Here is a 12,260-nt window from a genome sequence, read left to right as displayed (position 1 = left end):
GCCACTATTTGACAGCCGTGAAGCCGGTGAGGGCTTCACGGTTGAAATAGTTTCTTACAGGCCTGGCAGACGTTGGCGGATCTGCGCAACGACGGTATCGAGCGTGCCATTTTCATTGGTCTGGACGCGTTTGCTGCAGAGAATTTCTGCTGGCGTCAGGGCTTCGCGGCTGGCTTGCTGGGCGGCGATAACGGCCAGATTGGCGTCGGACGGATCGTTATTGTCTGCCTGACGTTGTTTCAGCCAGCTCTCGATTACCGCTTGCGGTGCGTCGCAGTCGAGGATGAGGAACGGCGCGCCCGTGGCTTCGGCGATTTTTGCCGCGCCGTCGCGTTGGTCGCGCTTGAGGTAGGTGGCATCGACCACCACCGGGAAACCGGCATGCAAAATGACACCGGCGATTTCATGCAGACGGCTGTAGGTGGCGGCGCTGGCGTCAGCACTATAAATGCCGGCCTGCGGGTCGTTCGGTACGGTTTGCTCGCCGAACATACGCTTGCGCTCGACGTCGGAACGCAGGCGAATGGCGCCGAGGGCTTCCACCAGGCGCATGGCCACGTGGCTTTTACCGACAGCGGAAACACCGTGGGTAATCGCCAGGAAACGCGAAGGAATGGTGCTGTAGCTTTCCGCCAGATTGGCGTAGTTGCGGTACTGACGCAGGGTGGTGGCGCGCAGCACCGGATCGGCCTCGGCCGGCATGCTGAACAGGCTGACCTTGGCGCGAACCAGTGCGCGGTAGGCTTTATAGAAGTTCAGCAGCTCAAGGCCCTGATAGTCGCCGGTCAGCTCCAGGTATTGGCTGATGAAACGGCGCGCCAGGCTCTTCAGGTCACGGTCTTCCAGGTCCATGGCCAGGAAGCCGGTGTCGGCGTAAACGTCGGTGAAGCGGAACGGTTCGTTGAACTCGATGCAGTCGAAGATCACCACTTTGCCGTCGATCACGGTAGCGTTGCCCAAGTGAATGTCACCGTGGCATTCACGAATGAAACCGTCGGCCTTGCGCTGGGCGAATAGCGGCTTGAGGCGTTCGAAGCTGCTTTCGGCCCAGGCTTGCAGCGCCTCGAGTTGCAGCAGATCGGCCTTGTCGCTGAGGAACGGGCGGATCTGTTCGAAGTTCTGCCGTACCGGCGCCATCACGCTGTCCGGCGTGCCGGCTTCGTGTTCGGCAGGCACTTTCGGCGCGCTGAGGTGGAATTGAGCGATCTGCGCCGCCATCTCGTCGATGTGCGTGGTGGTCAATTCGCCGTTGGCTTGCAAGGTGCTGAGCAATTGGCTTTGTGGGAACTGACGCATTTTCAGGGCGTAATCGACAACCGGGCCATCGCCACCCAGTTGCGGCGCCTCGGCGCTGCCAGTGATCGGCAACACTTCCAGATACAAATCATGGGTCAGGCGCTGGTTCAGGCGCAGCTCTTCAGCACAGAAATGCTCGCGAGCCTCGAGGCTGGTGAAGTCGAGGAAGCCGAAATTCACTGGCTTCTTCACTTTATAAGCGTAGGGGCCGGTGAGCAGCACCCACGAAATATGGGTTTCGATGACCTGAAACCCTTCTACGGGATGCGGGTAGAGGGCCGGGTTTTGCAGGGCAGCGATCAGGGACTGGCTCACAGGCGATCCTTCAGAGTCTGGGAAAAATTCAAGGCCGCCATTATGGCCGCAAGTCTGCCCGACGCAAACCTCAGCGGGCTTCTGTCGAGTATGAATAAAGTGCGTATAATCCGCCGCCATGACTCGTACTCGATCCCCCCGCACCCCCAAAAAACCACCTTCCAAGGGCATGCGCCCCTGGCTGGGCTGGGCCCTTAAACTCAGTCTGGTCGGCCTTGTGGTGCTTGCCGGGTTCGCGGTTTATCTCGACGCTGTGGTCCAGGAGAAGTTCTCCGGCAAGCGCTGGACCATCCCGGCCAAGGTGTACGCGCGCCCGCTTGAGCTGTTCACTGGCCAAAAGCTGAGCAAGGAAGACTTCCTCACCGAGCTCGATGCCTTGGGCTACCGACGCGAAGCCGTCAGCAACGGCCCTGGCGCGGCGGCGGTCAATGGCAATACCATCGACTTGAATACCCGTGGCTTCCAGTTCTATGAAGGCATGGAGACAGCTCAGCCTGTGCGCGTGCGCTTCTCCGGCGATTACGTGGCCGAGCTCTCGGCGACCAACGGTTCGAAGCTCTCTGTGGTGCGACTGGAGCCGCTGCTGATTGGCGGGATTTACCCGAAAAACCTTGAAGACCGCATCCTGATCAAAATCGATCAGGTTCCGCCGTATCTGCTCGAAACCCTGGTTGCCGTAGAAGACCGGGATTTCTACAGCCACTGGGGCGTGTCGCCGAAGTCGATTGCCCGAGCCATCTACGTCAACACCTCGGGCGGCAAGATGACCCAGGGTGGCAGTACGCTGACGCAACAGTTGGTCAAGAACTTCTACCTCACCAGCGAACGCAGCCTGACCCGTAAGCTCACCGAAGCCATGATGGCGTTGTTGCTTGAGTTGCATTACGACAAGCGCGAAATTCTTGAGGCTTACCTCAATGAAGTGTTCGTCGGCCAGGATGGTCAGCGCGCGGTGCACGGTTTCGGCTTGGCCAGCCAGTTCTTCTTCGGGCAGCCATTGTCCGAGCTGAAACTGCATCAAGTCGCTTTGTTGGTGGGCATGGTCAAGGGGCCGTCCTATTACAACCCGCGTCGCAACCCTGAGCGGGCGCTGGAGCGACGCAATCTGGTGCTCGATGTTCTGGCGGAACAAGGCGTTGCCACCGCCGAACAGGTTGAGGCGGCGAAGAAAATGCCACTGGGTGTGACCACTCGCGGCAAGTTGGCCGACAGCTCTTTCCCGGGCTTCCTCGACCTGGTTAAGCGTCAGTTGCGCGAAGACTACCGCGACGAAGACTTGACCGAAGAAGGTCTGCGGATCTTCACCAGTTTCGACCCGATCCTGCAGATGAAGGCCGAAGCCTCGGTCAATGACACGTTCAAGCGTCTGTCCGGGCGCAAGGGTTCCGATGAGGTTGAGGCGGCCATGGTCGTGACCAACCCGGAAACCGGCGAAGTCCAGGCCATGATCGGTAGTCGTCAGGCGAGTTTTGCCGGCTTCAACCGGGCGCTGGACGCAGTACGACCGATCGGCTCGTTGATCAAGCCGGCGGTTTATCTGACAGCCCTCGAGAAGCCAAGCCAGTACACGCTGACCAGTTGGCTGTCGGACGACTACTTCTCGGTCAAAGGCGCGGACGGTCAGGTCTGGAAACCGCAGAACTATGATCGCCGTTCCCACGGTACGGTGTTCCTGTATCAAGGCTTGGCGCATTCCTACAACCTGTCGACCGCGCGTCTTGGCTTGGCGGTGGGCGTACCGAATGTCTTGAAGACCCTGGCGCGCCTGGGTGTGACTCGGGAATTCCCGGCGTTCCCGTCGATGTTGCTGGGTGCCGGCGGTATGACCCCGATCGAAGTGGCGACCATGTACCAGACGTTGGCCAACGGCGGGTTCAATACGCCGATGCGCGGGATTCGCAGCGTGCTGACTGCCGAGGGCGAACCGCTCAAGCGTTATCCGTTCCAGATTCAGCAGCAATTCGATCCGGCGTCTATTTACCTGATCCAGAGCGCCATGCAACGGGTCATGCGTGAAGGTACGGGCAGTTCGGTTTACAACGTGTTACCAAAAACCCTGACCCTGGCCGGCAAGACCGGTACCAGTAACGATTCGCGGGACAGCTGGTTCGCCGGTTTCAGTCAGGATCTGCTGGCAGTCGTCTGGCTGGGGCGCGATGATAACGGCAAGACGCCGTTCACCGGTGCCACCGGTGCGTTGCAGGTGTGGACCAGTTTCATGCGCAAGGCCGATCCGCTGCCGCTGGACATGCCGCAGCCGGACAACATTGTTCAGGCCTGGGTCGATTCGCGCACCGGGCAAGGTTCTGAAGGCAGCTGCCCAGGCGCAGTGCAGATGCCGTATATTCGCGGCAGCGAACCGCCTCCCGGTCCCGCTTGCGGTGGCGAAAGCCCTGCTGAATCGGTGATGGATTGGGTCAAGGGCTGGATGAATTAAGCAAAGAGGGTTTCAAGTGAACAAGTGGTTGATTCCAGCAGTGACCGCCGTGGCTTTGCTCAGCGGCTGCTCCACCGTACAGCGTGGTTCGATCCCGGTTGTGGATTCCGGCAGCGCCGTCTCCAACAGTGAACGGATTTCGGCGAATGGTGGTTTCCGGCAGTCGACGGTAAAACGTCCTGCACAAGCCCAGACTCAGGCAATCCCGCAAGGTGATACTGGCGTCGTCGTGATGGTGCCGGGAGGTGGCGCTGTTTCCTCGGCCCCGATCAGCACTTCGCCGATTACCCCAGGCCCGATCACTCCGGGCCCGATCGATACCTCGCCGGTCCAGTCGGCACCGATCAATCAGGGCAGCTACAGCATGCCATCGACGCCGAGCGGGATTCCTTCGGCGAGCTCCGGCGGCCTGTCTGCCGATGAGCAACTGGACGGTCCGGTCCTGGCGTTGTTGACCACTGCCCAGCAGCAACAGGCCAGTGGCGACCTTAATGGTGCGTCTTCCAGTCTCGAGCGCGCCCAGCGTGTCGCGCCGCGTGAGCCACAAGTGCTTTACCGTCTGGCCCAGGTACGTATGGCTCAAGGCGATGCGGCACAGGCCGAACAATTCGCTCGTCGTGGTTTGACGTTCGCCAATGGTCGTCCGGCCCTTCAGGCCAGCCTGTGGGAATTGATCGCTCAGGCTCGTGAGAAGCAGGGTGACTCCGCCGGTGCAGCGTTGGCGCGTCAGAAGGCCAAGGTCTCGCTGTGATGGATGCACGCTTCCCGAAGATTGCCGAGCAGTTGCTGCTGATCGAGCGCGAACTGCGCGTTCAGGGCTGGTGGGACGATGTTGCACCGTCCGATGAAGCGCTATCCAGCGTCGAGCCGTTCTCGGTGGATACGCTGGACTTCGAGCAATGGCTGCAATGGATCTTCCTGCCAAGAATGAAGTTGATCCTGGAGCAAGACCTGCCATTACCCAACGCGTCGGGGATCCAGGAGATGGCCGAAATGGTCTTCGCCACCCGCAACGTCCAGGGTAAGGATCGGCAGCTTCAGGTCTTGCTCAAAGAGTTCGACCTGTTGATCACCGCCTCCCGCTAACTCCAATCCGTTGTAGGAGCCGTAGGAGCTGTCGAGTGAAACGAGGCTGTGATCTTTTAATCTTGTTCTTAAAAGCAAAATCAAAAGATCGCAGCCTCGTTTCACTCGACAGCTCCTACATGCAGTTTTTCGCAATCTGTTTCTGTGCTTCGGTGATGCGCTCCTGACGTTGTTGGTCGGTCAGGCGGCGCATCTCACCGTCGACATCCTCCCGTAGTCGCGGATTATTCTGCAGTTGAGCCAGGTTCGTTCGGGCCTGTTCGCAGAATACTCTTAGCTGGTCTTGCTGCTCGGCGACCTGCTTTTTCACTTTGTTGTCGATGGCCCGTTGATCGCCTACGACGTTGCTGCGCGGCGGCGCGCTCGGTTTGCCGACGGGCGGGGCGGGCGTCACCACGAGGGTGGGCTCCTGGCCTGGGGGCGGTTGCGCATCGAAATGGGTAACGCCCTGGGCATCGACCCATTTATAGATCTGACCCGCCATGCACAAAGGGCTCAGGCTGATCAGCAAGCCGGCGGTGAAGAAGAACGTTCGCATGCCATTTCCTTGTCATGGGTGCGCAATCGAAGCTAACACAGTTGCGGTTTAAAGGTTTTTTCTTGCGTTCTCATGCGCTTAGTTCGAATAAAGCACATTGACGGCTTGACTTGCGATGGGCGAAACAGAAGAATCCAAAGTCCGCTGTAGAGGGACTGCCAGAAGCAGACCCACTCGGTAGATCATGAGGCGCACATCCGCGCCGACCTGTTACACCCGCAACGCGTTACCTCGCGCTGGGTGGGAAAGGCCCGCAACACTTGGGACGATCCCAATACTTGCTCAGTCAGTGCTGACGTAGTCGGCGACCACCGTCGCTCATGCTCTGCCGAGAAGTAAACCTATTAAGACCCGTCCTCTTGTATGTGGGCGGTATTCTGGCGTTTTAGAGGTGAACAACGTGGAGCTTTTATCTGGCGGTGAGATGCTCGTCCGCTTTTTGCGTGACGAAGGCGTCAAATATATCTACGGGTACCCGGGTGGTGCTCTTCTTCATGTCTATGATGCCCTGTTCAAAGAACCGGAAGTGACCCACATCCTGGTTCGTCACGAGCAGGCTGCGACCCATATGGCTGACGGCTATGCCCGTGCCACCGGTAAAGCCGGTGTGGTACTGGTAACCTCCGGCCCGGGTGCAACCAACGCCATCACCGGTATTGCCACGGCCTACATGGACTCCATTCCGATGGTGATCATTTCCGGCCAGGTGCCTAGCACCATGGTAGGCACCGATGCATTCCAGGAAACCGACATGATCGGTATCTCCCGGCCAATCGTGAAGCACAGCTTCATGATCAAGCATGCGTCGGAAATCCCGGAAGTCATGAAGAAAGCGTTCTACCTGGCGCAATCCGGTCGTCCTGGTCCGGTCGTTGTCGATATCCCGAAAGACATGACCAACCCGGCCGAGAAGTTCGAATACATCTTCCCGAAAAAAGCCAAGCTGCGTTCCTACAGCCCGGCCGTTCGCGGTCATTCCGGGCAAATCCGCAAGGCAGCCGAAATGCTCCTGGCGGCCAAGCGTCCTGTGCTTTATTCAGGCGGCGGTGTGATTCTCGGTGGTGGCTCTGCGCCGCTGACCGAACTGGCGAAGATGCTCAACCTGCCAGTGACCAATACCCTGATGGGTTTGGGTGCCTACCCCGGCACCGACCGTCAGTTCATTGGCATGCTCGGCATGCACGGCAGCTACACCGCCAACCTGGCGATGCACCATGCCGATGTCATCCTTGCAGTCGGCGCGCGCTTCGACGATCGCGTGATCAACGGCCCGGCCAAGTTCTGTCCGAATGCCAAGATCATTCACATCGACATCGACCCGGCTTCGATCTCCAAGACCATCAAGGCAGACGTGCCTATCGTCGGTCCGGTCGAAAGTGTCCTGACCGAAATGGTCGCGATCCTCAAGGAAATCGGCGAGACCCCGAACAAGGAGTCCGTTGCCAGTTGGTGGAAGCAAGTCGATGAGTGGCGCGGTGATCGCGGCCTGTTCCCTTATGACAAGGGCGACGGCAGCGTGATCAAGCCGCAGACCGTGATCGAAACCCTGTGCGAAGTGACCAAGGGCGACGCCTTTGTGACCTCCGACGTGGGTCAGCACCAAATGTTCGCTGCGCAGTACTACACGTTCAACAAGCCAAACCGCTGGATCAACTCCGGTGGCCTGGGCACCATGGGCTTCGGTTTTCCGGCGGCCATGGGCATCAAGCTGAGCTTCCCGGATGATGACGTCGCCTGCGTAACGGGCGAGGGCAGCATCCAGATGAACATTCAGGAACTGTCGACCTGCCTGCAATACGGTTTGCCGGTGAAGATCGTCATTCTGAATAACGGTGTACTGGGTATGGTTCGCCAGTGGCAGGACATGAGTTATGGCAGCCGCCACTCGCACTCCTACATGGAATCGTTGCCTGACTTCGTCAAGCTGGCCGAGGCCTATGGTCACGTTGGCGTGCGCATCACCGAATCGAAAGATTTGAAGTCGAAGATGGAAGAGGCGTTCGCCATGAAAGATCGCCTGGTGGTTATCGATATTTCGGTCGACACCAGCGAGCACGTCTACCCGATGCAGATCAAAGACGGCTCCATGCGCGATATGTGGCTGAGCAAGACGGAGCGTACTTAATCATGCGGCACATTATTTCCTTGCTTCTGGAAAACGAACCGGGCGCTTTGTCTCGTGTAGTCGGCCTGTTCTCGCAGCGCAACTACAACATCGAAAGCCTGACCGTGGCGCCAACCGAAGACCCGACCCTGTCGCGTCTGACGCTGACCACGGTAGGGCACGATGAAGTCATCGAGCAGATCACCAAGAACCTGAACAAGCTGATCGAAGTGGTAAAACTGGTCGACCTGTCGGAGAGTGCTCACATCGAGCGCGAACTGATGCTGGTCAAGGTCAAGGCCACCGGCGCCCAGCGCGCCGAGATCAAGCGCACCACCGATATTTATCGTGGGCAGATCGTTGATGTCAGCGCTAGCGTATATACCGTTCAATTGACCGGTACCAGCGACAAGCTCGACAGCTTCATTCAATCGATCGGGACTGCCTCGATTCTGGAAACCGTACGCAGTGGCGTCACCGGGATTGCCCGCGGCGACAAAGTACTGAGCATCTAAACCAAATTAGCGAATGGCCTGAAGGGCCAGATATAGAGGGGAAATTCATGAAAGTTTTCTACGATAAAGACTGCGACCTGTCGATCATCCAGGGCAAGAAAGTTGCCATCATCGGTTACGGTTCCCAGGGCCACGCTCAAGCGTGCAACCTGAAAGACTCCGGCGTTGATGTTACTGTCGGTCTGCGTAAAGGTTCGGCTACTGTTGCCAAAGCTGAAGCCCACGGCCTGAAAGTGACCGACGTTGCTTCCGCCGTAGCGGCTGCCGACCTGGTCATGATCCTGACCCCGGACGAGTTCCAGTCTGCCCTGTACAAGAACGAAATCGAGCCGAACATCAAGAAAGGCGCCACCCTGGCCTTCTCCCACGGTTTCGCGATTCACTACAACCAGGTTGTGCCACGTGCTGACCTCGACGTGATCATGATCGCGCCGAAAGCTCCGGGCCACACCGTGCGTTCCGAGTTCGTCAAAGGCGGCGGTATCCCTGACCTGATCGCTATCTACCAGGATGCTTCGGGCAACGCCAAAAACGTTGCACTGTCCTACGCTGCTGGCGTTGGTGGCGGTCGTACCGGCATCATCGAAACCACCTTCAAGGACGAGACCGAAACCGACCTGTTCGGCGAACAAGCCGTTCTGTGCGGCGGTACCGTTGAGCTGGTAAAAGCCGGTTTCGAAACCCTGGTTGAAGCTGGCTACGCGCCGGAAATGGCCTACTTCGAATGCCTGCACGAACTGAAGCTGATCGTTGACCTCATGTACGAAGGCGGTATCGCCAACATGAACTACTCGATCTCCAACAACGCTGAGTACGGCGAGTACGTGACCGGTCCGGAAGTGATCAACGCCGAATCCCGTCAGGCCATGCGCAACGCCCTGAAACGTATTCAGGACGGCGAATACGCCAAGATGTTCATCAGCGAGGGCGCCACCGGCTATCCTTCGATGACCGCCAAGCGTCGTAACAACGCCGCCCACGGTATCGAAATCATCGGTGAGCAACTGCGCTCCATGATGCCGTGGATCGGTGCCAACAAGATCGTCGACAAAGCCAAGAACTAAGTCCCGAGCTTGTACGGAAAACGCGGCCTAGGCCGCGTTTTTTCGTTTGGATCCGTCGGTTCTGGTATAAAGCTGCATTGTTTGTGGCCGAACCGTTGTCCCAGACACCTGTCGAAACTTTCCACCCCGTTGCAAGGTAAATGTCCATGAGCGAACGTCCCGAAGAGCCAAAGCAGGCTTCTGACGCCGAAAGCCTTCTGCCCATCGATGAACACATCGAAGAAGGGCATGACGCTGAAGGTCGTAAAGTCCGGCATCGTGGTATCTATCTTCTGCCGAATCTGTTCACCACTGCGAACCTCTTCGCAGGGTTCTATTCCATCATCAACTCGATGAGCGCCCAGAGTGCCTTGAGTGCGGGTGATGTGATCGGCGCGAGCAAATATTTTGCGTTTGCCGCGATCGCGATTTTCGTCGCCATGGTGCTCGACGGCCTCGACGGTCGCGTTGCCCGTATGACCAATACCCAAAGCGCTTTCGGTGCCGAGTACGACTCGCTGTCGGACATGGTTGCCTTTGGTGTGGCGCCGGCATTGCTGGCATTCGGCTGGGCCCTGGGTGACATGGGCAAGGTCGGCTGGATGGTCGCCTTCATCTATGTAGCGGGGGCGGCGTTACGTCTGGCGCGTTTCAACACTCAAGTCGGCACCGCAGACAAACGTTACTTTATCGGCCTGGCCAGCCCGGCCGCCGCCGGTGTGGTCGCGGGCATTGTCTGGGCATTCAGCGATTACGGCATTCAGGGTTCCAAGATGTCGTTCCTGGTTGCACTGATGGTTGCCGCCGCCGGGATGCTGATGGTCAGTAACATCAAGTACAACAGCTTCAAGGAGCTGGACTTGAAAGGGCGTGTTCCCTTTGTCGCGATTCTCGCGGTGGTATTGGTATTCGCCGTTGTGTTCAGTGATCCGCCGCGTATCCTGCTGCTGGTCTTCCTTGCCTATGCGGCTTCCGGGCCGGTGCAGTACCTGTTGCGCCTTCGTCGCCACAAAAAAGCCGAGTGATGTAATTTCCCTCATACTCCGCAGTCTATGGGTGCATCTGTCCTCCAAAGCTGCGGAGTTGTCATGCTGATCAAAGTCCCCAAAGCGTCTGACTGTCATGAGTCGGACGTCACGCCTGAATCCCTCTACCTTTCTCGCCGCAGTGTATTAGGTGCCGCCGTTGCAGGTTTGGCGGTGAGCAGTCTGCCGCGTTGGGCGAGTGCCGATGATGTTGCGCGTTATGCTGATGTCGAGCCTGGCAAGGCGCCCGCCTGGTTTGCCGAAAAGCTTCCTTCTACCAAATGGGAGGCGGTCAACGTCAAAGACGAGGCGATCACACCTTTCAAGGATGCGACCCACTACAACAACTTCTATGAGTTCGGTACCGATAAAGGTGATCCCGCGGCCAACGCCGGTGCGCTGAAAACCGAACCCTGGAGCGTGGTGGTGGACGGGGAGGTGGGTAAGCCGGGGCGGTATGCGCTGGAAGACTTCATGAAGCCTTATCAACTGGAAGAGCGCATCTATCGTCTTCGCTGTGTGGAAGCCTGGTCGATGGTCATTCCGTGGATCGGTTTTCCTGTTTCGGCGTTGCTCAAGGAGGTCGAGCCGACGTCCAAAGCCAAGTTCATTCGCTTCGAAACCTTGCAGGATCCCAAAAGTATGCCCGGGCAGCGTTCCGGCTTTGCCTTGATCGACTGGCCTTATGTAGAAGGGTTGCGTCTGGATGAAGCAATGAATCCATTGGCGATTCTTGCTGTGGGCATGTATGGGCGTGAGTTGCCGAATCAGAATGGTGCGCCGCTGCGACTGGTGGTGCCCTGGAAGTACGGCTTCAAGAGCATTAAATCCATCGTGCGGATCAGCTTGGTCAGTGAGCAGCCGAAAACTACCTGGCAGAGTATCGCCTCGGATGAGTATGGCTTTTATGCGAACGTGAACCCGACAGTCGATCACCCGCGCTGGACCCAGGCACGGGAAAGGCGTTTGCCGAGCGGTCTGTTCAAGCCCAATGTGCGGGACACGCAAATGTTCAACGGCTACTCGGATGAAGTTGCTTCTCTCTATACAGGGCTCGATTTGCGGAAGCATTACTGATGCGATATCCGTTTTGGCGTATTGGCGTCTTCATCACTGCAGCGATTTGGCCAGTGCTTTGGTTGTATCAGGCTTGGGCGGATGTGCTGGGACCTGATCCAGGCAAGGTATTGATTGACCGTCTGGGGCAGGGGACGCTTGTGCTGCTGCTCATTACATTAAGCATGACGCCATTGCAGAAGCTCACTGGTTGGCCGGGATGGATAGCGGTTCGGCGGCAGTTGGGGTTGTGGTGCTTCGCTTATGTTGTTCTGCATTTGAGCGGTTACACCGCGTTTATCCTTGGCTTTGATTGGTCGCAACTGGGTATCGAGTTGCGAAAGCGGCCCTACATTATTGTCGGGGTGCTGGGATTTCTCTGTTTGCTGGCATTGGCGGTTACCTCTAATCGCTACAGTCAGCGGCGTTTAGGTTCTCGCTGGAAGAAACTGCATCGATTGGTTTATGTGGTTCTCGGGCTCGGATTGCTGCATATGTTGTGGATCGTTCGTGCCGATTTGAAGGAGTGGGCGATCTATGCATCTATAGGTGCGTTGTTGTTGGTACTGAGATTGCCGCCTGTAATCCGCCGGATTCCACGTTTAACAGCTAAAAAGCCCCCTTCTGCAAGAAAAGCGTAATTAGAGGTTGACGGCAGATTCTGGACGTCTATAATTCGCCCCACTTCCGGCGCAGTCGAAACGGAAAACTCCTTGGTAAACAAAGAGTTACGCAGTTTTCGGCAGCGGTTGCGCTTCAGTTCATCGAAGCCAGAAGGAGTTGAAAGAGCGGTGTTGTTTGGCTCTTTTGGCGGTTCGATCATCTCGGTCGAAAGTGGAGAAAAA

The 12,260-nt window shown here is 57.7% G+C and carries 11 protein-coding genes; 9 read left to right on the top strand and 2 right to left on the bottom strand.

What is annotated here, in order from left to right; genetic code table 11:
* Positions 1-54 precede the first annotated feature (54 nt).
* Positions 55-1,611, bottom strand: coding sequence for a bifunctional aminoglycoside phosphotransferase/ATP-binding protein (locus tag KW837_RS23335; RefSeq protein ID WP_218398767.1), 1,557 nt, complete (start codon positions 1,609-1,611; stop codon positions 55-57).
* Between the two features lie 118 nt (positions 1,612-1,729).
* Between KW837_RS23335 and mrcB the strand changes: the two genes are divergently transcribed.
* From mrcB to KW837_RS23320, 3 genes are read left to right on the top strand one after another with little or no spacing between them, the layout of a single operon-like run.
* The gene (gene mrcB, locus KW837_RS23330; RefSeq protein WP_218398766.1) at positions 1,730-4,048 is read left to right on the top strand and encodes a penicillin-binding protein 1B; all 2,319 of its coding nucleotides are present in this window, start codon (positions 1,730-1,732) and stop codon (positions 4,046-4,048) included.
* A gap of 16 nt (positions 4,049-4,064) precedes the next feature.
* Positions 4,065-4,799: a M48 family metallopeptidase gene (locus tag KW837_RS23325; protein ID WP_123497214.1), complete on the top strand. Its 735-nt coding sequence runs from the start codon at positions 4,065-4,067 to the stop codon at positions 4,797-4,799.
* Positions 4,799-5,134 carry a YqcC family protein gene (locus KW837_RS23320; protein ID WP_218398765.1) on the top strand — a complete coding sequence of 112 codons (336 nt, stop codon included), beginning with the start codon at positions 4,799-4,801 and terminating at the stop codon, positions 5,132-5,134. The genes KW837_RS23325 and KW837_RS23320 overlap by 1 nt, the downstream gene beginning before the upstream one ends.
* Positions 5,135-5,249: 115 nt before the next feature.
* Here the strand turns inward: KW837_RS23320 and KW837_RS23315 are convergent, their stop codons facing one another.
* Positions 5,250-5,672, bottom strand: coding sequence for a DUF4124 domain-containing protein (locus tag KW837_RS23315; RefSeq protein WP_218398764.1), 423 nt, complete (start codon positions 5,670-5,672; stop codon positions 5,250-5,252).
* Between the two features lie 400 nt (positions 5,673-6,072).
* Here KW837_RS23315 and KW837_RS23310 point away from each other — a divergent pair, with 400 nt between their 5' ends.
* The 6 genes from KW837_RS23310 to msrQ all read left to right on the top strand — a co-directional run bounded on the left by KW837_RS23310 (position 6,073) and on the right by msrQ (position 12,056).
* Complete coding sequence (locus KW837_RS23310) at positions 6,073-7,797, top strand: acetolactate synthase 3 large subunit (RefSeq protein WP_123497228.1); 1,725 nt, start codon at positions 6,073-6,075, stop codon at positions 7,795-7,797.
* 2 nt (positions 7,798-7,799) lie between these two features.
* On the top strand, positions 7,800-8,291 hold the full coding sequence (gene ilvN, locus KW837_RS23305; RefSeq protein ID WP_003176102.1) for an acetolactate synthase small subunit: 492 nt from the start codon (positions 7,800-7,802) through the stop codon (positions 8,289-8,291).
* 47 nt (positions 8,292-8,338) lie between these two features.
* Positions 8,339-9,355: a ketol-acid reductoisomerase gene (gene ilvC / locus KW837_RS23300; RefSeq protein WP_003185459.1), complete on the top strand. Its 1,017-nt coding sequence runs from the start codon at positions 8,339-8,341 to the stop codon at positions 9,353-9,355.
* A gap of 146 nt (positions 9,356-9,501) precedes the next feature.
* Positions 9,502-10,359, top strand: coding sequence for a CDP-diacylglycerol--serine O-phosphatidyltransferase (pssA, locus tag KW837_RS23295; RefSeq protein WP_123497220.1), 858 nt, complete (start codon positions 9,502-9,504; stop codon positions 10,357-10,359).
* Between the two features lie 63 nt (positions 10,360-10,422).
* Positions 10,423-11,436, top strand: a complete 1,014-nt coding sequence (gene msrP, locus KW837_RS23290) for a protein-methionine-sulfoxide reductase catalytic subunit MsrP (RefSeq protein ID WP_218398763.1) — start codon at positions 10,423-10,425, stop codon at positions 11,434-11,436.
* A complete protein-coding gene (gene msrQ, locus KW837_RS23285; RefSeq protein WP_218398762.1) occupies positions 11,436-12,056 on the top strand; it encodes a protein-methionine-sulfoxide reductase heme-binding subunit MsrQ in 621 nt (206 codons plus the stop codon). Before msrP ends, msrQ begins: the two co-directional genes overlap by 1 nt.
* The last annotated feature ends 204 nt before the right edge of the window (positions 12,057-12,260 follow it).

The sequence above is a fragment of the Pseudomonas sp. PDM24 genome, from assembly GCF_019218905.1.
Classification (GTDB): Bacteria; Pseudomonadota; Gammaproteobacteria; order Pseudomonadales; family Pseudomonadaceae; genus Aquipseudomonas.
This window is presented reverse-complemented; position numbering and strand designations above follow the sequence as displayed.